Source organism: Microbacterium sp. 22296 (assembly GCF_052045385.1).
GTDB lineage: Bacteria > Actinomycetota > Actinomycetes > Actinomycetales > Microbacteriaceae > Microbacterium.
Genome location: NZ_JBQEOS010000006.1, coordinates 1 through 21396 on the forward strand (window position 1 = coordinate 1; position 21396 = coordinate 21396).

The 21396-nt window shown below is 70.1% G+C and carries 19 protein-coding genes and 3 pseudogenes; 8 read left to right on the plus strand and 14 right to left on the minus strand.

The features are described from left to right. Positions 1–336: 336 nt before the first annotated feature. Both ACTJJP_RS12130 and rpsA read right to left on the minus strand, forming a co-directional pair. A complete protein-coding gene (locus tag ACTJJP_RS12130) occupies positions 337–510 on the minus strand; it encodes a hypothetical protein (RefSeq protein ID WP_440775260.1) in 174 nt (57 codons plus the stop codon). A 105-nt stretch (positions 511–615) separates the two neighbouring features. Next, positions 616–2070 (minus strand): 30S ribosomal protein S1, encoded by a 1455-nt coding sequence (rpsA, locus tag ACTJJP_RS12135; protein ID WP_440775261.1) that lies wholly within the window; start codon positions 2068–2070, stop codon positions 616–618. Between the two features lie 425 nt (positions 2071–2495). Between rpsA and ACTJJP_RS12140 the strand changes: the two genes are divergently transcribed. Then, a complete protein-coding gene (locus tag ACTJJP_RS12140) occupies positions 2496–3494 on the plus strand; it encodes a lytic transglycosylase domain-containing protein (RefSeq protein WP_440775262.1) in 999 nt (332 codons plus the stop codon). Positions 3495–3670: 176 nt separating this feature from the next. Here the strand turns inward: ACTJJP_RS12140 and ACTJJP_RS12145 are convergent, their stop codons facing one another. From ACTJJP_RS12145 to ACTJJP_RS12180, 8 genes and pseudogenes are all read right to left on the minus strand, one after another. Further along, positions 3671–5368, minus strand: coding sequence for an ABC1 kinase family protein (locus ACTJJP_RS12145; RefSeq protein WP_440775263.1), 1698 nt, complete (start codon positions 5366–5368; stop codon positions 3671–3673). A gap of 52 nt (positions 5369–5420) precedes the next feature. Next, positions 5421–5999 carry a PadR family transcriptional regulator gene (locus ACTJJP_RS12150; protein WP_440775264.1) on the minus strand — a complete coding sequence of 193 codons (579 nt, stop codon included), beginning with the start codon at positions 5997–5999 and terminating at the stop codon, positions 5421–5423. Between the two features lie 90 nt (positions 6000–6089). Then, complete coding sequence (locus ACTJJP_RS12155; protein ID WP_440775265.1) at positions 6090–6998, minus strand: phospholipase; 909 nt, start codon at positions 6996–6998, stop codon at positions 6090–6092. A 375-nt stretch (positions 6999–7373) separates the two neighbouring features. After that, positions 7374–9053 carry a glucose-6-phosphate isomerase gene (gene pgi / locus ACTJJP_RS12160; RefSeq protein ID WP_440775444.1) on the minus strand — a complete coding sequence of 560 codons (1680 nt, stop codon included), beginning with the start codon at positions 9051–9053 and terminating at the stop codon, positions 7374–7376. A gap of 114 nt (positions 9054–9167) precedes the next feature. Then, positions 9168–9842: pseudogene (locus tag ACTJJP_RS12165) on the minus strand (NUDIX hydrolase); the annotation flags it as partial. A 47-nt stretch (positions 9843–9889) separates the two neighbouring features. Then, positions 9890–10549 carry a G5 domain-containing protein gene (locus tag ACTJJP_RS12170; protein ID WP_440775266.1) on the minus strand — a complete coding sequence of 220 codons (660 nt, stop codon included), beginning with the start codon at positions 10547–10549 and terminating at the stop codon, positions 9890–9892. 176 nt (positions 10550–10725) lie between these two features. Continuing rightward, on the minus strand, positions 10726–10956 hold the full coding sequence (locus ACTJJP_RS12175) for a twin-arginine translocase TatA/TatE family subunit (RefSeq protein ID WP_440775267.1): 231 nt from the start codon (positions 10954–10956) through the stop codon (positions 10726–10728). Positions 10957–10970: 14 nt separating this feature from the next. Further along, positions 10971–11945, minus strand: coding sequence for an intradiol ring-cleavage dioxygenase (locus ACTJJP_RS12180; RefSeq protein WP_440775268.1), 975 nt, complete (start codon positions 11943–11945; stop codon positions 10971–10973). 168 nt (positions 11946–12113) lie between these two features. Here ACTJJP_RS12180 and ACTJJP_RS12185 point away from each other — a divergent pair, with 168 nt between their 5' ends. Then, positions 12114–12425 carry a hypothetical protein gene (locus ACTJJP_RS12185; RefSeq protein WP_440775269.1) on the plus strand — a complete coding sequence of 104 codons (312 nt, stop codon included), beginning with the start codon at positions 12114–12116 and terminating at the stop codon, positions 12423–12425. Positions 12426–12487: 62 nt separating this feature from the next. Then, a pseudogene (locus tag ACTJJP_RS12190) lies at positions 12488–12718 on the plus strand (response regulator); the annotation flags it as partial. A 426-nt stretch (positions 12719–13144) separates the two neighbouring features. Here ACTJJP_RS12190 and ACTJJP_RS12195 read toward each other — a convergent pair. The 4 genes and pseudogenes from ACTJJP_RS12195 to ACTJJP_RS12210 all read right to left on the minus strand — a co-directional run. Then, positions 13145–13717: pseudogene (locus ACTJJP_RS12195) on the minus strand (ferric reductase-like transmembrane domain-containing protein); the annotation flags it as partial. Positions 13718–13797: 80 nt separating this feature from the next. After that, on the minus strand, positions 13798–14625 hold the full coding sequence (locus ACTJJP_RS12200) for an SDR family NAD(P)-dependent oxidoreductase (RefSeq protein ID WP_440775270.1): 828 nt from the start codon (positions 14623–14625) through the stop codon (positions 13798–13800). Between the two features lie 26 nt (positions 14626–14651). Next, on the minus strand, positions 14652–15845 hold the full coding sequence (locus tag ACTJJP_RS12205) for a hypothetical protein (RefSeq protein ID WP_440775271.1): 1194 nt from the start codon (positions 15843–15845) through the stop codon (positions 14652–14654). A gap of 57 nt (positions 15846–15902) precedes the next feature. Next, positions 15903–16490, minus strand: a complete 588-nt coding sequence (locus tag ACTJJP_RS12210; RefSeq protein WP_440775272.1) for a helix-turn-helix domain-containing protein — start codon at positions 16488–16490, stop codon at positions 15903–15905. Between the two features lie 118 nt (positions 16491–16608). Here ACTJJP_RS12210 and ACTJJP_RS12215 point away from each other — a divergent pair, with 118 nt between their 5' ends. The 5 genes from ACTJJP_RS12215 (at position 16609) to ACTJJP_RS12235 (ending at position 21325) form a co-directional block, all read left to right on the plus strand. After that, positions 16609–17979, plus strand: coding sequence for a uracil-xanthine permease family protein (locus ACTJJP_RS12215; RefSeq protein WP_440775273.1), 1371 nt, complete (start codon positions 16609–16611; stop codon positions 17977–17979). Continuing rightward, the gene (locus ACTJJP_RS12220; protein ID WP_440775274.1) at positions 17976–18665 is read left to right on the plus strand and encodes a cysteine hydrolase family protein; all 690 of its coding nucleotides are present in this window, start codon (positions 17976–17978) and stop codon (positions 18663–18665) included. Before ACTJJP_RS12215 ends, ACTJJP_RS12220 begins: the two co-directional genes overlap by 4 nt. 198 nt (positions 18666–18863) lie before the next feature. Further along, a complete protein-coding gene (gene msrB, locus ACTJJP_RS12225) occupies positions 18864–19322 on the plus strand; it encodes a peptide-methionine (R)-S-oxide reductase MsrB (protein ID WP_440775275.1) in 459 nt (152 codons plus the stop codon). A gap of 38 nt (positions 19323–19360) precedes the next feature. Beyond that, entirely contained in the window at positions 19361–19915 is a 555-nt protein-coding gene (gene msrA / locus ACTJJP_RS12230) for a peptide-methionine (S)-S-oxide reductase MsrA (RefSeq protein WP_440775276.1), read from the plus strand. 174 nt (positions 19916–20089) lie between these two features. Continuing rightward, positions 20090–21325 carry an NAD(P)/FAD-dependent oxidoreductase gene (locus ACTJJP_RS12235; protein WP_440775277.1) on the plus strand — a complete coding sequence of 412 codons (1236 nt, stop codon included), beginning with the start codon at positions 20090–20092 and terminating at the stop codon, positions 21323–21325. Positions 21326–21396 lie beyond the last annotated feature (71 nt).

Consider the following 21396-nt stretch of genomic DNA (forward strand, 5'->3'; position numbering starts at 1 on the left):
GCAGTTCACTACCTTCACCGACCCTCGCACCCAGAACCACAGTGGGACCTCACGAAGAGATCAACCTCGGGAACCAGCTCAATGGCCAGAACCAAAACCATACACCATCCGGTGCGGCTTCGGGGATGCTCACCACTTGAGAGGACGCGGGGCCCTTTTAGGCCGCTCCGCTCTCCCCTGTGGGGCGAACAAGTAATAAGTTACGCCGGAACGAACGTGCCGTCGAATCGACAGGGCCCCCCGGGCGTGTCGCTGCCCCGTTTTCGCCGACTGATCAGGAGAAACCACAAAACCCGCCTCGCTCGCGGGCGGGACGGGTTTCGGGAGCGCCCCGTCCTAGGCGGCGAGGCGGAACGGGGTTGCGGAAGCTCCGGCATCCATCGATCCACCGGTGAACTCGATGCCGCCGAAGAACATCGCGCCGATGACGAGGGCGAACACGAAGAGGATCGCGAGGAAGAGCACGGCGACGCCGGCGAGGGTGATCAGGAACGGAAGTCGAGAAGCCATGCCTCCATCCTGCCGTTCCCGATGTCATCGAAACCAGGGCTTGCGCCCGTGAACGACCGAAGGCCGGCACGTCCGAGGAGGTACCGGCCTTCGATGCGAGACGGATCAGCGTCCGGAGAGCTTCTCGCGAAGCGCAGCCAGCGACTCGTCGTCGGCGAGGGTGCCCTGGGCGGGCGACTCCGACGAGAAGGATCCCCCGAACGAACCGGTGTCGGTCGGGTTGGCCGCCTCGGCCTCGAGAGCCTTGGCGACGGCGGCCTTGTGAGCCTCCCAGCGACCCTGGGCAGCGGCGTACTCCTGCTCCCACTGCTCGCGCTGAGCGTCGAAGCCCTCGAGCCAGGCACCCGACTCGGGGTCGAAGCCCTCGGGGTACTTGTACTCGCCGCGCTCGTCGTACTCGGTGGCCATGCCGTAGAGCGCCGGGTCGAACTCGGTGCCGTTCGGGTCGACCGACTCGTTGGCCTGCTTGAGCGACAGCGAGATGCGACGACGCTCGAGATCGATGTCGATGATCTTGACGAAGACCTCTTCGCCGACCGACACGACCTGCTCGGCGAGCTCGACGTGCTTGCCCGAAAGCTCCGAGATGTGCACGAGGCCCTCGATGCCGTCGGCGACGCGGACGAATGCACCGAAGGGAACGAGCTTGGTGACCTTGCCCGGAGCGATCTGGCCGATCGCGTGGGTACGGGCGAACACCTGCCACGGGTCTTCCTGCGTCGCCTTGAGCGAGAGCGACACGCGCTCACGATCGAGGTCGACCTCGAGGATCTCGACGGTGACCTCCTGGCCCACCTCGACGACCTCAGAGGCGTGCTCGATGTGCTTCCAGGAGAGCTCGGAGACGTGGACGAGACCGTCGACGCCACCCAGGTCGACGAACGCACCGAAGTTGACGATCGACGAGACCGTGCCCTTGCGGACCTGGCCCTTGTGCAGGTTGTTGAGGAACGTGGTGCGCGACTCGGACTGCGTCTGCTCGAGCAGGGCGCGGCGCGAGAGCACGACGTTGTTGCGGTTCTTGTCGAGCTCGAGGATCTTGGCCTCGATCTCCTGGCCGAGGTACGGCGTGAGGTCGCGGACGCGGCGCAGCTCGATGAGCGAGGCCGGCAGGAAGCCGCGGAGGCCGATGTCGACGATGAGGCCACCCTTGACGACCTCGATCACGGAACCGGTGACGACACCGTCGTTCTCCTTGATCTTCTCGACGTCGCCCCACGCACGCTCGTACTGGGCGCGCTTCTTGGACAGGATGAGGCGGCCTTCCTTGTCCTCCTTCTGGAGAACGAGGGCCTCGACGTGATCGCCGACGTTGACGACCTCGTTGGGGTCGACGTCGTGCTTGATCGAGAGCTCGCGGGAGGGGATGACGCCCTCGGTCTTGTAACCGACGTCGAGGAGGACCTCGTCGCGGTCGATCTTCACCACGGTGCCCTCGATGAGGTCGCCGTCGTTGAAGAACTTGAGCGTCTTCTCGACTGCGGCCAGGAAGTCTTCGGCCGAGCCGATGTCGTTGATCGCGACCTGCTTGATAGCCGGGGCGGTCGTTGCGGTAGTCATGTAGTGGGTTGTCCTAGTTGGGTGTGGTGTCGGGCTGCGACTTCTGCGCCCGTCGGTCCCATGGACCGGGGCAGCGGGCATCCGCTCACCCGAAGGCGAACGAGTGCCGCGCGTCGAAGCGAAGCGGATTGATTCGTGCAGTGCCACGGGCCGCTCGGAGAACGAGCAAAGCCCACGTGTGACACCTCAGTCTAGCTCACCGACTCCCCCGGCGCGGATCGAGCGGCGACACGGGCGTCACACAACGCCGGAGAGGCGGCAGCGGATGCGCCGATTCGCGCCGGATCGGCCGTTTTGCCGCGCCTTTCTCAGCTCGTGTGCCCAGGTGGCGTCCAGAATGCCGTGCCAGGCTCCCCGTCTTGTGCCCGCTATCGCGGGTCAGACGGCGATACCCGCGTCGTCCCCCCTCACGTGAAACCGGTTCTATGCGCTCTTCTTCGACGCCCACTTCCAACCGTCGTGATCGCCGCCTCGCCGCCCGCCGCACCCGTCGTCGCCCCGTGACGACGGCCGGTGTGCTCGTGGTCGGCGCGGTCGCGGCCGCAGCCCTCACCGGCACCGTGCCGGCGGCCACCGCGTCGCCTGCCGACCTCAGCACCGCAACGTTCTCTCTCGCCTCGGCGACCACGCCGACCGCCCTGACCGCCGCCCGCGGCCCCGAGGTCGCGGAGGCGCGCTCCGCCCAGACCACCGCCGTCGGCTCCCTCCAGGCCGCGTCGAGCGTGCAAGCCGACATCGCCGCATCCGGGCTCGACATCGGCCAGCCCGCGACCGTCGACACCCGTGCGCTCGAGCAGGCCGCCGAGCGCCTGCAATCGGCCGCGGTCCTGCCGACGACGTTCCTTCCCGACCTCGCCGACGACGTCGAAGCTGCGTCCGCGACCGTGGACCAGCGAGTCGCCGAACTGCGCGGCAGCCTCGATGCCGCCGTAGCGAAGAAAGCCGAAGAGGAAGCGGCCGAGAAGGCACGCCAGGAAGCCGAAGCCGCAGCTGCGGCCGCCGCCGCTGCCGAAGCGAAAGCCGCCGAACAGGCCGCGTCCGAGCAGAGCACCTCGGCCTCGTCGAGCGGCGGCGGATCGTCGGCCCCGATCGCCACGGGCGGCGGATCCGGCGACAACAGCCCGGCCGGCGCCCAGGCCACGGCACGCGGCATGCTGGCCGGCCGCGGCTGGGGCGACGACCAGTTCAGCTGCCTCGTCTCGCTGTGGAACAAGGAGTCCGGCTGGAACTACCAGGCGTACAACGCGAGCAGCGGCGCGTTCGGCATCCCGCAGGCGCTCCCGGGCAGCAAGATGTCGTCGGCCGGCGCCGACTGGGAGACCAACGCGACCACCCAGATCTCATGGGGCCTCGGCTACATCTCCGGCCGCTACGGCGACCCGTGCGGCGCGTGGAGCCACTCGCAGTCCACCGGCTGGTACTGACCCGCCGACAGGCCTCAGCGCCGGTCGATTCCGAACGACGAGAGCGCCGCCCCGGATACGATCCGGGCGGCGCTCTCGTCGTTCGTCGTCACGACCCGTGGAGGTCGCCGGGGGCGCGGGGCCCCGCCTCCCACGAACGGCTCTCCGATCGACGGTGTGGAGCGCGCCCGGACGGGTCAGGCGCCGTTGCGCCGGGCGATGAATCCCGCGAGCAGCGCATGGGACAGGGGCGCCAGCGACACCACCATGAGGATCGTGCCGATCACCGCCTGCTCGGCCTGCAGCACCACTCCCCCGATGAGCAGGCCCGTGAACAGCACCGACGACACCACTCGACGCACCATCCGCTCCAGATCCCTCATCCGGCGTTCGATCCGGGGCGTCTCGACCGCGAGGGAGCCCTCTTCGAGTCGGGAGATGAGGTTATCGGCGCGCCGAGGCAGGCGAGCTGTCACCGCCGCGACGGCCCCGACCTCCCGCACGAGAGCCTGGGCGGTGTTGCCGCCCTCTTCGCGGATCAGGCGCTGGGCGTAGGGCTCGACGGCATCCCAGATGTTGAACGCGGGGTCGAGCGAACTGCACATGCCGCTCGTCAACGACATGGCGCGGACGATCAGGAGGAAGTTCTCGGGCAGTTGGAACGGCAGCGCGCGGACGACATCGCCGAACTCGATCGCGAAGGCACGGAACTCACGCGGGTCGACCTCTTGCAGTTCCGCGAAACCCATACCGCCGAAGCGCGAGAAGAGCTGCGTCATCGCCCGCTCGAGCTGGATCGTGTCGGCGGAGGGAAACAGCACGCCGACGTCGCGGATTCCGTCGACCAGCCCCTTGCCGTCGCGCGAGGCCGCGGCGATGAGGACGCGGCGAAGACCCCGTCGAAGCCCCGGCGGAACGTCGCCCATCATGCCGAAGTCGATGAAGGTGAAACGCCAGGCGCGAGGGCCGGCATCCGTCGACGAGGACACGGGGGTGACGAAGACGTTGCCGGGGTGGGGGTCGGCGTGGAAGAAACCGTCGTCGAACAGCTGATCGAACATCACCGCAGCGAAACGCGCGGCGACCTCGGACGGGTCGATGCCAGCGGCGCGAAGCGCGTCGACGTCGTTGATCTTGATCGCGCTGACGTCTTCGAGGGTCAGCACGCGACGGGTCGTGCGCTCCCACACGACATCGGGGACGGCGACCCCGCCTTCTCCGCCGAAGTCCGCGGCGAACCGCTCGGAATTGGCGGCCTCGTGGAGGTAATCGATCTCCTCGAGGCTGGTCACGGCGAACTCCTCCACGAGGGAGGGCATGTCGACCCGGTCTCGCACCAGGGCGACCTTGCTCAACCACACGCCGACCTTGCGGAGGGCCCGCAGATCCACGTCGACGATGCGATCGATGTCGGGGCGCTGGATCTTCAGGACCACGGCGCGCAGGCCCGTCTCTTCCGCCAGCGCGTCGGTGAGCACGGCGCGGTGCGCCTGTCCGAGCGACGCGGCGGCGAGCGGCCGCTCGTCGACGCTCGCGAAGGCCCGCTCCAACGGCATCCCGAGTTCGTGCTCCGCGCGCGCTCGCATCTGGGCGAACGGCACAGCGGGCACTTCGTCCTGCAGGCCCTCGAGTTGCTTCGTGATCGAGGGCGGCAGCACGTCGAGACGCGACGACATGAACTGCCCGACCTTGATCATCAGCCCGCCGAGGTCGACCGCCAGGACATGGAAGCGCTGGGCGATGCGCTCGAGCCGGCGGGTTCGACCCCGGGCGGAGATCCACCCGAGGCCGAACCGCGGCAGGAAGAGCTCGTACCACCACGCCTGGACGAGGTAGCGCGCGGCGAAGCGCGTGATGCGCCGGTAACGGGCCTTCATGAGGGCGTCGTCGGTCATCGTGTCTCCTGGATGCCGACGGGCGCCGAGCTCCCGTCGCTCTGCGGCGGCCTCACCCCTGGGCGAGGATGGAGTAGAGCTTACGGCGAGCCTCGTCGAGGATCTCGACCGCCTGCTGGACCTGCTCCTTGTCGCCCGTGCGCGCGACCTGGGCGGCAGCCTGGGCGAGTTCGACCCCGGCCTTGGGGAGCGCCGTCATGCGGCCGCTGTCGCGCGAGCCCGCCGACTCCCAGGGCGCGGTGCGCTCCGTGGTCTCGTCGCCGGCTGCGGCGCGGCCCTCGGCAGTGAGCGAGTACGTCTTGCGCCCGTTGGACTCCTCGGCCTGCACGAGACCCTCGTCGGTGAGCAGCTGGAGCGTGGGATAGACCGAGCCGGGGCTCGGCTTCCACGAACCGCCGCTGCGTTCTTCGATCTCGCGGATGATCTGGTAGCCGTGCATGGGCTGCTCGAGCAGCAGCGAGAGCACGGCCGAGCGCACGTCACCCTTGTTCATGCGGGGCGTCGAGGCGGTCTTCTGCTCGAACTGCGAACGCAGCTGCTCGAGACCCTCGAGGATGTTGGACATCGGCCATCCGGGGGTGTTGTTGCCCGCACGTCCGCCGAACGCGTCTCCTAGGAATGAACCACTCATGACGACCTCCTTCGCGCGGACCCGATCTGAGTCAGCGATACATAACGATATATCGCTGACGGGGTCGCGGGGCGGTCGCTGGGCGGATTCTCAGTACCAGTTCACCGCCTGCGAATGGCTCCACGCGCTGCAGGGCGTGCCGTATCCGCGGTCGATGTAATCCAGCCCCCACGCGATCTGCGTCGCGGCGTTGGTCTGCCAATCGGCGCCGAAGGTCGCCATCTTGCTGCCGGGCAGGGCCTGCGGGATGCCGGTGGCCCCGCCGTCGGCGTTGTACGCCTGGTAGTTCCAGCTCGACTCCTTGTTCCACAGCGACGACAGGCACGAGAACTGGTCGCTCCCCCACCCGTACTTCTCGGCGGCCAACTGGGCGGCGTAGGCACGCGCACCGTCGGGGGTGTTGACGCGTGCCAGAGCCGCGGCGGCGTCTGCCTGACGCTGCGCCTCGGCAGCGGCCGCAGCCTCGGCCTGGCGCTGCGCCTCGGCGGCGGCGTCGGCGGCGGCCTTATCGGCCTTGGCCTGATCGAGGCTCGCCTGCACCTCGGCCGCTCGAGCGCTGACGCGCACGACCTCGGTCTGCGCGTTCTGGCTGAGCGCGGGCACGAACAGCACCGGGAGCAGGTCGGTCGAGTCGAGGCGGTCGACCGCGTCTTCGAGCGCGGTCGTGTCGATGGTCGCGTCACCGATCGAAAGCGGGAGGCCGGTCGAGGCGACATCGGCACGCACGGCGTCAGCGCGGGAGAGAGCGGAGGCCGCATCGGTCCGCGCTTGCATCGCGCCGCTCGTGACGGCATCCAGGGTCGGGGCGCTCGCCACCGGCACGGTGGTGCCGGGGGCGGAGAACGAGGATGCGGACGCGTCGGGGATCGAGAGCGGGGCGGCCACGGCGAGGCCGGTGGTGGCGACGATGCCGAGTGCGAGTCCGGCGCAGGCTGCGGCGCTGAGCAGGGTGCGGCGGGCGCGGTGGACGTGCAGGAGTTTCACATCAGAACGGAGCAAGGAGCAGTCTTTCGTCGGGGCGCGCTCGTCGGGATCGAGCGCGGTCTCGTGTCGTTCGGGTCGACACAAGTCCCCGAGTGTGCGGGCCTGTTCTGAGCGTTATCTCTTCGTTACCTGGGCAGCGCGTGTGAGGCACACGTCGGCCTCCCCGTCGGGCGAGGGGGTCCACCGTCGCGGATCCATCCGGTTAGCACGTGCTGTCACCCGGGTGCTTTTTTGACATCTGAGCGGGTTTTTATGTACCCCGAGATCCCGAGACCAGACCCGGACGATCCGGGGTCGTCACCCCGCGCCGGCGACGCACGACGGGCCGACCCGAGGAACGGAAGAGAATCCTCGGATCGACCCGTCATCGCGACCTCAGCCGCGCAGGAATCAGGAGCGGTGCGCGCGGTAGTACTCGAGCAGCGCGCGCGTGGACGCGTCCTGCGCATCGAGCGCGGCCTCGTCGCCCTCGATGGCCGGCGCGATCTGGAGGGCGAGCTGCTTCCCGAGCTCGACGCCCCACTGGTCGAAGGAGTTGATGCCCCAGATGGTGCCTTGTGTGAAGGTGATGTGCTCGTACAGCGCGATCAGCTGGCCGAGCACCGACGGCGTGAGCGACGGCGCGAAGATCGACGTCGTCGGACGGTTGCCCGGGAACGTGCGCGCAGCCACCAGGGCGCCGGTGGTGCCCTCTGCCTCGACCTCTTCTGCGGTCTTGCCGAACGCCAACGCCTTGGTCTGCGCGAGGAAGTTCGCCAGGAAGAGTCCGTGGACATCGCGTCCGTCGTCGGCGAGCGGGTAGGCCGGGTTCACGAAGGCGATGAAGTCGGCCGGGATCAACCGCGTGCCCTGGTGGATGAGCTGATAGAAGGCGTGCTGGCCGTTCGTACCCGGCTCACCCCAGAACACCTCGCCCGTGTCGGTCGTGACAGGGGTGCCGTCCCAACGGACGGACTTGCCGTTGGACTCCATCGTCAGCTGCTGGAGGTACGCCGCGAAGCGGTGCAACTGCTGCGCGTACGGCAGGACCGCGTGCGACTGCGCGCCGAGGAAGTTGGTGTACCAGACGTTGAGGAGACCCATCAGGACCGGGACGTTCTCGGCGATCGGGGTGGATGCCACGTGTTCGTCGACCACGTGGAAGCCGGCCAGGAGTCCGCGGAACGCATCGGGACCGAGCGTGATCGCCAACGACAGGCCGATGGCGGAATCGACGGAGTAGCGTCCGCCCACCCAGTCCCAGAACCCGAAAGCGTTGGCGGGGTCGATCCCGAAGGCCTCCACCTTGTCGAGCGCCGTCGAGACCGCGACGAAGTGATGGGCGACGGCGTCGGTGCGGGCGGCATCCGAGTCGTCGATGACGCCCGCGGCACCGAGCTTCTCCCACAGCCAGTCGCGCGCGAGACGGGCGTTGGTCAGCGTCTCGAGGGTGGTGAACGTCTTGGATGCGACGATGAAGAGCGTGGTCTCGGGGTCGAGATCAGCGGTCTTCTGGGCGATGTCGGCGGGGTCGATGTTGGAGACGAACCGCGCCGTGATCCCCGCCTCGGCATAGGGGAGGAGAGCCTCGTAGACCATGACCGGGCCGAGGTCGCTGCCGCCGATACCGATGTTGACGACCGTGGTCACCTTCTTGCCGGTGACGCCACGCCACTCGCCGGAACGCACGCAGTCGGCGAAGGCATCGAGGCGGTCGAGCACCTCGTGCACGTCGTGATCGACCTGCTGCCCGTCGACGACGAGCGCGGGCTCGGCGCCCGCGGGACGGCGAAGAGCCGTGTGCAGTACCGCGCGGTCTTCGCTGGTGTTGAGGTGCGCGCCCCGCAGCATGTCGGCGTAGCGCTCGGCGACACCGGTCTCTTCGGCGAGCGCGATCAGGGCGTCGAGCACGTCGGAGGTCACGAGATTCTTCGACAGGTCGACGTGGAGGTCGCCGACGGTGCGCGTGAGCTCGCGCGTACGGTCGGCGTCGGCGGCGAACCAGCCGCGCAGGTCGGGCTCGAACGCATCGCGAAGCGCGGTGAGGCGGGACCAGGCGGCGGTGGTGGTGGGATCGATAGGCGCAGTCACGCCACCCACGCTAGCGACCCCGGGGACGCGACACGCGACCGATGACGAAGACGGGGACGCGCGCTCAGGACCGGGCGGCTTGGGAGGAACCGCGGGGACGGCGACCACCGGCTCCGGAAGAGGGATCTCGCGGGTCGCATTCCACGTCTCGGTCCAGCCCAGCCGGTCGAACAGGCCGTCGAGCAGCATCGCCGTGAAGCCCCAGACGGTCTGCGGTCCGCGTGCCGTGTCGAGCGCGAAGGCGGGCCCGCGCCATTCGCGGCCGTCACGCCGGATCACGGTCACGCCGCGGCGAGCGGGGTCGAGGAGGTCGGCGACCGGCGCGCGGAACACCGCGGCCGATTCCGCCGCGTCGACGGCGCGGACGGGCGTCGGGCGGGTCCACCATCCGATGACCGGCGTCACCTCGTGGCGCGAGAACGCCAGCGGAACCGGCTCGAGAGTTCCGAGCACCTCGACGCCGTCGGGGTCGAGGCCGGTCTCCTCCTGCGCCTCACGCAGCGCTGCGGCCACGGCATCCCGATCCTGCGGATCGAGGCGTCCTCCGGGGAAGGCGACCTGACCGGGGTGGGCGCGCAGCGTGCTGGCGCGCGCAAGGAGCAGGACGTCGAGATCGCTCGGGACGTGCCGCGCGGCGCGTTCGCTCGGGATGCCGTCGAGGACGCCGAAGAGGATGAGCACCGCCGCGGCCCGCGCCTCGCCCTCGACCGGCGCCTCACGAAGGGCCGGGGAGACGTCGCCGAGCCCTGTGGCGAGGAGGTCTTCGAGCTCTGCGCGGGGAGACAACATGGACCGAGGCTAGCCTCCGGCCTCGATCGACCGGGTGGCCGAGGGCCCTAGCGGGAGCCGTTGCAGGCCAGGCCGTCGCCGTCGCCGTCGAGTTTGTAGATGTCGGAGCCGACGACCCGGGCGACGCCGTCGAGGTAGGAGGGGCCGTTGCCCTTCCCACCCGCGCAGTCGACGTCGGAGTCGATCGGCACGCACGCGTCAGCGTAGTTCGGGTCGCAGCCATCGCCGCCGGCCGCTGCCTCGACCGGCGCGGGCGGAGGCGGAGCCACGTACGTTCCTCGAGACGTGACCTCGGAGACCGGCGCCCGGCCGACGGATTCGCTGACCAGGACCCGCTCGGTCTCGACCCCGTCGATCGTCGTCACGCGGAAGATCGAGACCCTCTCCCCGTCGACACCGGCGGTCGACACGAGCGACTGGCCCGATGGCAGAGCCGCGTCATCCACCGTCGTCCGTTCGAACGGCAGGACGGACGTGACGGTCTGCTCGGACACGACGACGACGGGAGTCGGCGAGGGGGTCGGCGATGCCGACGGCGACGATGCCGCAATGCGACGGGCGTCTCCCATGACCGCCGGGTCCGCCGATGAGGCCGACGAGGAGCAGCCCGCCGCGAGCACCAGCGTCGCGACAGCCGCCGTGAGCCCCAGGACCATGCGCCCGCGTCGGCGGGCGCGCGGGCGCGCCGAAGGGCGATCGTTCGTCACGGTCATCGTTGTGTTCCCCCCAGAACAGGAGCGACGCGTCTTCGCCGCGCTGACGCTCAGCAGACCAGATCCCGGTGGCGCGCGCAAATCCGACCGCCGCACGCCCCCGGACCGGCGAGGCGCAGCGCAGATCGCGGGGCCCACAGTGAGAGGCCCGGGGGCGGCAGCGTAGGTCATCACCTCCCGGGCGGGTCGGGAACGGACGGGGGCGACACCGACGCGGAGTCCGCGTGCACGAGGGCGTCCGCCGGGGGCTCATCCGTGGACGGTTCGGCCGCTTCGGTTCGCAGGATGCGGACGGATTGACCGACGCTGCGGGCCAGGGCCGGGAGCTTGGCGGCGCCGAAGACGAGGACGACGATCGCGAGTACGACGAGGGCGTGCCAGCCGGTGAGGTTCTGCAGCATGGGGGCTCTCCGGGTCAGCCGCGGCCGCCGGGCATCGAGCCCGCGGTCGCCGTGGTGGTGGTGTCGACACGAGCGGTCAGGGCGACCGTCCAGCCGGCGGCGTTGTCGCCGGTGGTCGTGGCGAGCTCGAGCACTCCCCCGTCGTCGCCGAAGACGTTGTCGGTCGCGAGCGAGACGCGGGACATGTTGGATGCCGACGATGGATAGGCCGCATCGGCGTAGACGACTGCGCACGTGGCCTCGGGCAGGGCCACCTGCGAGGTCGCGACCGCGTTCGAGGAGTCGGTGATGGCATCCACGTTCGGGTACACCTCGAAGTGGATGTGGGGCCAGCGCCCGTCGTAGCAGGCGGGGAAGATCGAGGTGAACGAGACCACTCCGTCGGAGCCGACGACCTGCACACCCCGCAGGTACGTTTCGTTCTCGATGCCGGAGGAGTACATCGAGTACCGTCCTTCCGCGTCGCAATGCCAGACGTAGACGGCGGCTCCCGCGAAGGGCACGTCGCCGTTGGCGGTGTCGAGGATCGTGAGCTTCAGAGTCATGGGTACTCCCGCGGCCGTGGCGCCCCCGTCGAGGCTCGACCGCAGGTCGCTGCGGACCACCCCGGACTGCTCGAGGATGTCGACGCCGTTCGAGCCGTCGCCGGGGTAGGGACCGGCGGTCTCCTGGGGGATCTCCCCCGCGGGCAGCGCCACCGGCGCGCTCGACGCCGATGCGGTGGCCGAGGCCGTGGGGGTCGCAGACGGTGTCGCGCTGGGGGTCGTGGTCGCGGTCGCCGTCGCTCTGCTCTCTGCGGGGCTGCAGGCCGCCAGCGCGACGGCTCCCGCACCGAGGGTGACCAGGCTCAAGATGCCGCGACGGCTCACGAGGGTTCGGATGTCGAACGGAGCGCCCTGGTCGACCACGGGCTCGTCGGCGCGATCGAGCAGGCGCCCTTCGTAGGCGGGGCCCTCGGGGGTCATCTGGGTGTCGGGGATGCGGCTCATGGTCTCTTCTCCGGGGGTCGGGGTTCCGGTGGTTCCCCCGACTGTGGTCCGCGCGCCCTGCCCGCGACTTCAGCGGACCTGTGGTGCGCCTATGAGGCGCGCCGACGGGATCCGAGGGACCGCCCCGGCCCCGCACGCCCGTGTCAGGATGAGGGAAGGAGGTGCGCGATGACCGGAGTACTGCACGCGGTGACCCTCGTCGTGAACATGCCCATCACGAAGATCGACGCCCTCGATGCGATCGCCTTCGCCGCCGACACGGGCGTGGAGGACGCCGGGACCGCCCGGCCTCGCGTCTGGCTCGCTCCTCACGCGTGGGCGGAGGTCGAGATCCCGAAGTTCGCCGACCCCCCTCCTTTCGCGATCGACGTCTATTCGGACGTCTCGGGCGCGATCGCCTGGGCCCAGGCGCGACGCCTGCACGACGCCCTCGAGCGATTCGGGTGGACCGTGAGTCCCCCGCGCGCGGGCGTGCGGTGACCGAACCCGAGGCCGTGCGACCGCGCGTGCTCTACGTCGAAGACGACACCGAGATCGCCCAGATGACGATCGAGGTGCTGAGCGAGACGTACGACCTCGCTCACGAGAGCGACGGCGTCGCCGGCCGGGACCGCGCACTCCGGGAGCGCTTCGACGTCATCCTGCTCGACCGCAGGCTCCCCCGCCTCGACGGCGCGGAGATCGTGCGGGACCTGCGCACCGCCCACATCACGACCCCCGTGCTCATGCTCACGGCGCTCGGAGCCGTCGCCGACCGCGTCGAAGGGCTCGACGCCGGAGCGAACGACTACCTGCTGAAGCCTTTCGATTTCGACGAGCTCCTCGCGCGCCTCCGCGCCCTGCGGCGGGCCTTCCGCGCGGAGGGCCGACGCCGCGGGGTCGCGGACTGGACCTACCTGCCCGACACGGCTGTCGTGTACGGACCCACCGGGACGTGCGCGGCGCTCACCCCCGCGGGCGCGGAGAGCGTCGGTCCGGCGACCGACCATGCGCACCGCGACCCCGCTGCGGCCGTCGCGCTCGACGGAGCCGACCCGGATGCCGTGACGGAGCGACAGCGCCAGCGGCATCCCGAGCCGGAAGACGATCACCGTCGCCGCCGTCACCCCCCACATCGCCCACCAGTACACGGTCGCGGCGGGCGATGCGGCGAAGTCGGCGCCCGTCCAGAGCATGTGCGGGATGGCGAGACCGACGCCGAGATAGCCGTAGAGGTGCAGCAGATGCCACGACTCGTACCGCAGGCGGCGGCGCGCGCGGTGCACCGAGGTCACGACGACCAGCAGCAGCAGCCCGGTGCCCGCGGTCGCCAACAGCATGCCCGGGTAGTCCCAGACGAACTGCCACGCCTGCTCGATCGGGTTGATCCCGGCCTCGACGGCGTAGCCGAGGATCTGCAGCACGATGTGGGCCGTGAACAACGCGAACGACCAGAAGCCGACGAGGCGGTGCATGCGGGTGATGCCGTCACGACCGAAGCCGCGCTCGAACAGCGGCACGCGCGCCATGAGCAGTACCTGGAAGAAGAGGAGGTTCGCGGATGCCAGCCCCGCGGCGCGACCGAGGGCGTTCAGCGAGTCTGCGCCCCCCACCAGCAGGGACTGCACCTCGCCGCCCGCGACCCAGACGGCTATGACCACGAGGCTCGTCGCCCAGATCACCACGATCGCGGCGAGATTCCACAGCGCCCGGGCGCCCACGGCACGCGGACGGCTGTGGGCGGTACTCCGGCGTGCGAGGGGCGGGTCGGCCAGGGCGGCTGCAGCGGTCATGCGCTCAGCGTGCCCCCGCGCTCCCCAGGCAGTGCCAAGAAAGCGGGAGGCCGAGTCAACGCATAGGAAACGCCTAGCCGCTACTCGTCGAGACCCACCAGCATCTCGCTGCGCTCCCACAGCTGCCGTGCGACCACCGGGTCGTCGGCGAGCCGGTTGGTCTTCGCCGGTTTGTTGTTGGAGTAGAAGCCGCCGGGGGTCCAGTCCACTCCGGGCTTGCCCAGCGCGAGCCAGGTCAGTCGCGCGCCGCCGACCGAGGTCGTGGTCATGAGGCGCTGCGCCAGCGGCCCGCCGTAGAGGAACTTCCACGGTCCGTTGCTGGAGGCGCCGAAGTTGGAGGCGATCACGCCCGGATGGAAGGCGACGGCCGACAGCCCTGCGTCGCCGAAGCGCCGGTTGAGCTCTTTGGTGAACAGCACGTTCGCGAGCTTCGCGTTGCCGTACGCCGCCGTGGAGGAATAGCGGTGCTCGCCCTGCAGATCGTCGATGTCGAACCGCGGGAACAGCTTGGCCGCGGCGCTCGAGGTCTGGATAACAGAAGCACGCGACTCGACGAGTCGGTCTCGCAGCAGGTTGGTCAGCAGGAACGGCGCGAGGTGGTTGACCTGGAATGTCGTCTCGTAGCCGTCCTTGGTGAGAGTGCGCTCTCCGAAGACGCCGCCGGCGTTGTTGGCGAGCACGTCGATGCGGGGGTAGCGCTCCCGCAGGGACGCCGCGAGTTCGCGTACCTGCGAGAGGTCGCTGAAGTCGGCGACGAAGGAGTCCACGCCGAGCGAGCGGGCGACCCGCGCCGTCTTCTCGGGGTTGCGGCCGACGACGACGACCTCCTCGCCCACCTGGACGAGCTGCTGGGCGGACGCCGCGCCGATGCCGTCGCTGGCCCCGGTGATGACGATCGTGCGGGTCATGGTGAACCTCCTGATGCGGTGAGCGCTCAGGCTAACGAGCGCTCCTGGGCGCCGAACGGGGCTTGCGCGCGCGACGTGCGCGCACCGACCAGGGCGCAGACGGAGACCGCGATGCACAGCATCGACCCGATCCCGGTGAAGCCCCAGACGGCGATGTCCGTTCCGGCGGCATGCGCCACGACACCGAAACCGAGGACGGGGATCGCCAGCCCCGCGTACGCGCACAGGAACACCGCCACGGTCTGCGTGAACACACTCTCCGGTGCCGCCTCGATCGCCGTGCGAAGACTCCGCGAGAACAGCGCTCCCGCCGCAAGGCCCGCGACCAGGGCGGCTGCGCCGAGGAAGACGACGGATGCGATCGTCACCGCGACGCCGACGAACAGCAGACCGACCGCGAGGAGGAGTCCGGCGACCGCGAGGGAGACGCGCGGAGCGAGAAGGACGACGCCCACGGCCCCCGCCACGAAGACCGCCGCCGCGAACGCCCCCGCACGGGGAGCATCGTGGATCCCCAGTTCACCGAGCAGCAGCGAGGTGACGCTGCCGAACAGTCCGGTCGTCATGAAGGCGGCGAACGCCCCCGACCCCGCCTCCCACGGCAGTCGTCGAGGCCCCCGCGCAGACACCGCGGTCGCCCGACCAGACGAGGGCGCGAGGACGACGAGCGACACGCCCAGCAGGGAGAGGACGGCGACCCCGACGACGAGGAAGATCCCGCGTACCGCGACCAATCCGCTCGGGTCGGCGAGAGCGGAGATGACGGGCCCGAGACCGAGACCGGCGAAGGCGAGAGCCGGGGCACCCGCTCGCACGATCCGGCCCGCGCGGGGCGGAACCGCCGTGGCGAGCTCGATGACGAAGGCCGTCCCCGATGCGGCGAGCAGGCCCGCGCCGACGCCGGTCACGACCCGGCCGAACGCGAATCCCGGGATGCCGAGATCCACAGCGAGGAACAAAGCCGAGGAGCCCTGGAGCGCGGCGGCGATCGTGTAGGCGGAACGCCGGGACAACCGACCGGACGCCCGGTACGCGACCGCGAGTCCGACTACGGCCCCTGCGGCGAACGCGGCGAACGTCGCGGTGATGCCGACGGCATCGAGACCGGCCTCCCGCACGTACAGCGGGTACAGCGGAGTCGGGATCGTCGCGAGAGCCGTTCCCAGCAGGATCACGGCGGCGAGGGAGATGACGCCTGCCCAGGCGGAGCGACCGACCATGGCACCTTCTTTCATCTACAGCGGAATAAATCCATTGTAGGTGAAACTCAGCGTACGTCAGAGACGCCGGAGGTTGATCCAGACGGCCCGCGCGACACCCGCCCCGGCATTCACGATGCGATGCGGCCGTCGCGCACTGAACTGCGCGACATCACCGGCTCCGGCGAGGAAGATGTCATCTCCGAGCTGCACCTCGAGATCCCCCTCGAGCACGACGCCGAACTCGTGCCCGGGGTGCTGCGAGGGCCGCCGAGCGTGGGCGGTGCCGGGCGCCCACTCGTCGACGTACACCTCGAGGTCGTAATCGGCACGGTAGACAGCCGTGCGACGAACCATCCCCCCTTCCGTCACGTCGACGATCTGGTCGACCAGGGGCGTGATGGGGGTGTCCTCCCCGCCCGACTGCGCGAAGAGCGCGGTGATGTGCACCCCGAGAGCCGCGGCGAGCGCATGCAACGTTCCCAGCGAGGGAGTCGTCCTGCCACGCTCGACCGCACTGAGCATCGAGAGACTCAATCCCGTCCGCTCGCTGAGGTCGTTGAGGGTGAACTCGTTGCGCTGCCGCAGCGCGCGCACGCGCTCCCCCACGTCGCGGACGACGTGCTCGAGATCGGAGGCGGCGGGAGTCGCGGGCGCATCGGTCATTCCCTCATTCTCCCCGCATTGCACTCTGCGTGCACAGATTGCGACACCGGCGAAACACGAACGTAACGACGCCGCTGCAAAAATTACTCTCACACTGCAACTCGACCCGGGAGTTCTCATGCAACCGTCCGCCACACCCACGCTCGCGGTCGGCTTCGAACAGAAGCTGCCCCCCGCCCGCACCGCCCTCTTCGCCACCCAGCACTTGCTCGCCCTCACCGGCATCTGGGTCTTCCCGCACATCATCGGCGCCGCCCTGGGCCTGCAGACCGGCGACGTCGCCCTCATGATCCAGGCCTGCTTCCTCCTCACCGGCGTCGTCACGGTGCTGCAGTCCAGCCGCATCCTCCGCCTGCCCATCGTGCAGGGACCGACAGCCGCCTTCATGGTGGCGATCATCTCCGCGGGTGCGGCCTTCGGACTCGGCACCGCCTTCGGCTCGATGATCGTCGCCGGCCTCATCTTCATGTTGCTCGCACTCCCGCTGCGCCGGTTCGGCCTGTTCGGTCACGTGGCCGGCTTCGTGTCGTCGCCGGTCGTGCTGGGAACGTTGTTCCTCATCATCGGAGCCCAGCTCGCCGGCATCGGCGCCGGGAACTGGTTCGGCACCCCCGGAACCCCCGGGTTCGGGGTCGTGGGCCTGGTCGTCTCGATCGTGACGGGTCTCGTCGTCCTCGGCTGCCTGGTTCTGGGCCGCGGAGTCGTCAAGCGTGCCGCGATCTTCCTCGGCATCGTCGGCGGCGCCATCTTCGCCCTGGCGATGGGCCAGTGGAGCGTCCCCGACCTGCTCGCCGGAGGGGTCATCGGCACCCCGCACGTGCTGCCGTTCGGTTTCGGCGTCGAGCCCACCGTCGTGCTCCTCATGCTCGTGGCCTTCCTGCAGGCCGGCACTGAATCGATGGGTATGTACTCGATGATCGGCAGCTGGGGCGGACAGAAGATGGATCCCGCCCGCGTCAACCGCGGGCTGTTCTCGGAGTTCGGCGGCACGGTGCTGGGCGCACTGTTCGGAGGGATCGGCACCACGTCGTACCCCGAGAACGCCGGAATCGTCCGCGTGTCGGGGATCGGCAGCAGATTCGTCACCCTCGTCGCCGGGGTCATCGCCATCGTGCTCGCGTTCCTGCCCCCGGTCGCCCAGCTGCTGGCGAGCATCCCCGCACCGGTGCTCGGAACCGCGGCGACGGTGCTGTTCGGCATCATCGCGCTGAGCGGGGTGCAGATGCTCACCGGGGTGGAGTGGGACGACCTCAACCTCGTCGTCGCCTCCGTGTCGTTCATCGTGGCCCTCGGATGCCAGTTCCTGCCGACCGCGGTCACCGAGACGCTCCCCCCCTCGATCGCCGCCGTGGTCACCAGCCCGATGATGATGGGCATGTTCCTGCTGCTGGGCCTGCACGGGGCCATCAACCACGGCATCCGACCTCTCCTGGACCGCCGCGCAGCGCCCGGGACGCGCACCGCCGACGAGATCGAGGTCGTGGCGTGACCCGCATCTTCGTCCACGGAGCGGAGCGCGACATCGACCCCGACGGCGAGTTCGCCGCGTGGCTCGACCCCGCGCGGACCGCCATCGTGTCGATCGACATGCACGAGGGGCATCTGTCGGAAGATCCCTCGTGCCCGTGTCCCGCCCCCCGCGGGCGCGAGATCGTGGACGGCATCGATGCGTTCCATCGCGAGGCTCGCGCCTTGGGCGTCCGCGTCATCCACGTGCGCTCCACGCTCCGAGCCTCGGGCGCCGACGACATCGGCGGGACGAGCAGCAGCGCGTGGCGGGCGACCTTCCCGCAGCACGTCGGACCCATCCCCGGCGCAGCCGATCACGCGATCGAGGGCTCGCGCTGGACCGCCTTCGTCACTGAGGTGGCTCCCGAGGACGAGATCGTGTCGGGGAAGAAGCGCCTCTCGGCCTTCTACCCCACCGATCTCGACTTCCTCCTGCGCCAACTCGGGATCACCTCCGTCGTCCTCGACGGCATCATGGCTGACTGCTGCGTGCTGAACTCCGCGTTCGACGCGTCGAATCTCGGATACCGCGTGAGCGTGCCGAGCGACCTGGTTCGCGGTACCGATGAAGCCTTGGAGCGAGCTGCCCTCTCGATGATCTCGCTGCACCTCGGGCTGGTGCTGGACTCCGCCGAGCTGCTGGAGGTCTGGCACGGTCGGTCCTGACCGTCGCTCGCCCCGACACCGAACGCGCCGGAACCGCCCCGTGGCATCCGGCGCGTTTCGTGTTCCCCGCCTCGGGACCAGGACGCCCCCGCCGAGAACTCACAGCGCGCTCCCAGCCCCGCGGGACCAAATGCGACGGCCCAGGCGTTCGATTGAAAGACGCCCACCACAGGACGTCACGACGAGAGGATGCGCACCGTGAGCACGGAGTATCGGAAGACGTCGGAGGCGCTGAGCCGCCTCACCGACCGCCAGTTCGCCGTCACGCAGGACGACGCCACCGAGCCGCCGTTCCGCAACGAGTACTGGGACAACCACGAGGACGGCATCTACGTCGATGTCGTGTCGGGACAGCCGCTGTTCTCCTCGACCGACAAGTTCGAGAGCGGATCGGGCTGGCCGAGCTTCACCAAGCCGATCGACGACGCCGCCGTCGTGAACAAGAAGGACCGGTCGCTGTGGATGACCCGCACGGAGGTGCGCTCCGCCGGAGCCGACAGCCACCTCGGGCATCTGTTCGACGACGGCCCGCGCGACGCGGGCGGGCTGAGATACTGCATGAACTCGGCCGCTCTCCGCTTCGTGCCCGTCGCCGAACTCGAGGCGCAGGGCTACGGCGCGTACCTCCCCCTGTTCCGCGAGAGCCGAGCCTCATGAACCTCTTCCCCTTCCGCAACCGTAAAAGGAGCATCAGCATGACCAGCGGACCTTCCGACACCGGCGAGATCACCCGCCGCCCCGGCACCGAGACCGCCGTCCTCGCGGGCGGCTGCTTCTGGGGCGTCGAGGACCTCATCCGCCGCCAGCCCGGAGTGATCGACACGCGCGTCGGCTACACCGGCGGCCAGAACGAGCACGCGACCTACCGCAACCACCCCGGTCACGCGGAGGCCGTCGAGATCGTCTTCGACCCCACGCGCACGTCGTACCGCGACATCCTGGCGTTCTTCTTCCAGATCCACGACCCCTCGACCCTGAACCGTCAGGGAAACGACGTGGGCACGAGCTACCGCTCGGCGATCTTCCCGCTCTCCCCCGAGCAGGAGAAGGTCGCGCGTGACACGATCGCCGACGTCGACGCCTCCGGCATCTGGCCCGCGAAGGCCGTCACCACGATCGAGCCCGAGGCGCCCTTCTGGGAGGCCGAGCCGGAGCACCAGGACTACCTCGTGCGCATCCCCCACGGCTACACGTGCCACTTCGTGCGTCCCGGTTGGGTGCTGCCCAAGCGCGAGGAAGCCTCCGCGTAAGTCGACGACGAAGGGTCCGGATGCCATGGCATCCGGGCCCTTCGTCGTCCGGCGACCCGCCGGTCGGGCGCCTGCCGAGCGCGTCGGCGCCGTCTTCGGCACGGGCCGTCCGCCGCGACGCGCGCTCCGCGCAAGCCCCGCACGCCCCGGGATGACACTGCCTAGGCTCGCGGGATGACCGGATACGACGTGATCGTGGTGGGCGCGGGCCTGGCGGGCCTGCGCTGTGCGACGCGACTGGCCGAGGCCGGCCGCGATGTCGTCGTCCTCGAAGGTGCTGATGCCGTCGGCGGGCGCGAACGCACCGACATCGTCGACGGGTTCCGCCTCGACGTGGGCTTCCACGTCCTCAACCCCGCCTACCCGGCCGTCCGGCGCTGGGTCGACGTCGACGCGCTCGCGCTGAGGCGCTTCCCCGTGGCGGTCGGCGTCCGGCTCGACGACCGGCTCGCACGGCTGTCCCATCCCCTCCGGCATCCGCTGTCGGTTCCCGGGTCGCTGCGGAGCGGGCTGGTCGGACTCTCCGACCTCGCGGCGCTGGCACGGTGGGTGGCGCCCACCGTCCTCTCGGCGCGCGCGGCGAAGACCGGGACCGACCGCACGCTCGACGAGGCGTGGGATCGCGCGGGAGTGCGCGGCGCCCTCCGCGACAGCGTTCTCGAACCGTTCCTGGCCGGGGTCCTGGCCGATGACCGGCAGCAGACCTCCGACGCGTTCGTCCGGTTGCTGGTCCGCAGCTTCGCGCTCGGGCGACCGGGAGTGCCCGCCGCGGGAATCGGCGCCCTCCCCGCGCAGCTCGCCGACACGGCGCGCCGGGCCGGTGTCGGCATCCGCCTCTCCCATCGGGTGGTCTCGACGCGGAACCGGGCCCGCGGCTGGCACGTCGGGGTGGAGGGACAGGATGCCATGACCGCCCGGGCCGTGGTCATCGCGACGGGACTCGATCCGTCCCTCGACGTCGCGCTCCCCTCTCCTCGCGGCCTGCAGACGTGGTGGTTCGCCGCCGACCAGGCGCCGACCGACGACGCCGCGCTCCGCGTGGACGGGCGCCGACGGGGGCCGATCGTCAACACCGCCGTGATGACCAACACCGCGCCGACCTACGCGCCGCGCGGCCAGCACCTCGTCCAGGCGACCTGCGTGATGCCCTCCACGGCGTCGGAGGGCGACATCCGTCGGCAGCTCGCCGAGATCTGGGATGCCGACACCCGCCCGTGGCGCCTGCTGCGCCGAGACGACATCGCCGGCGCCCTCCCCGCGCAGGACCCGCCCCTCCGCCTTCGGCGTTCGGTGCGCCTCGGCGATGGCCGGTATGTCGCGGGCGACCACCGCGACACCGCGTCGATCCAGGGCGCCCTCGTGTCGGGTCAGCGGGTGGCGGAGGCGGTGCTCGCCGACCTCGCGCGGTGAGTCCGACACGTCCGAGGGTCAGCGCTCGCGGACACCGTGCGTTCGGCGCGGATTCCACCGTTCGGGGCACG

Bases quoted from the DNA above. Each gene is read 5' to 3' on its own strand.
- ACTJJP_RS12130 (WP_440775260.1), bottom strand. From the start codon at position 510: ATGGCTTCTCGACTTCCGTTCCTGATCACCCTCGCCGGCGTCGCCGTG.
- rpsA (WP_440775261.1), bottom strand. From the start codon at position 2,070: ATGACTACCGCAACGACCGCCCCGGCTATCAAGCAGGTCGCGATCAAC.
- ACTJJP_RS12140 (WP_440775262.1), top strand. From the start codon at position 2,496: ATGCGCTCTTCTTCGACGCCCACTTCCAACCGTCGTGATCGCCGCCTC.
- ACTJJP_RS12145 (WP_440775263.1), bottom strand. From the start codon at position 5,368: ATGACCGACGACGCCCTCATGAAGGCCCGTTACCGGCGCATCACGCGC.
- ACTJJP_RS12150 (WP_440775264.1), bottom strand. From the start codon at position 5,999: ATGAGTGGTTCATTCCTAGGAGACGCGTTCGGCGGACGTGCGGGCAAC.
- ACTJJP_RS12175 (WP_440775267.1), bottom strand. From the start codon at position 10,956: ATGCTGCAGAACCTCACCGGCTGGCACGCCCTCGTCGTACTCGCGATC.
- ACTJJP_RS12180 (WP_440775268.1), bottom strand. From the start codon at position 11,945: ATGAGCCGCATCCCCGACACCCAGATGACCCCCGAGGGCCCCGCCTAC.
- ACTJJP_RS12185 (WP_440775269.1), top strand. From the start codon at position 12,114: ATGACCGGAGTACTGCACGCGGTGACCCTCGTCGTGAACATGCCCATC.
- ACTJJP_RS12200 (WP_440775270.1), bottom strand. From the start codon at position 14,625: ATGACCCGCACGATCGTCATCACCGGGGCCAGCGACGGCATCGGCGCG.
- ACTJJP_RS12205 (WP_440775271.1), bottom strand. From the start codon at position 15,845: ATGGTCGGTCGCTCCGCCTGGGCAGGCGTCATCTCCCTCGCCGCCGTG.
- ACTJJP_RS12210 (WP_440775272.1), bottom strand. From the start codon at position 16,490: ATGACCGATGCGCCCGCGACTCCCGCCGCCTCCGATCTCGAGCACGTC.
- ACTJJP_RS12215 (WP_440775273.1), top strand. From the start codon at position 16,609: ATGCAACCGTCCGCCACACCCACGCTCGCGGTCGGCTTCGAACAGAAG.
- msrA (WP_440775276.1), top strand. From the start codon at position 19,361: ATGACCAGCGGACCTTCCGACACCGGCGAGATCACCCGCCGCCCCGGC.
- ACTJJP_RS12235 (WP_440775277.1), top strand. From the start codon at position 20,090: ATGACCGGATACGACGTGATCGTGGTGGGCGCGGGCCTGGCGGGCCTG.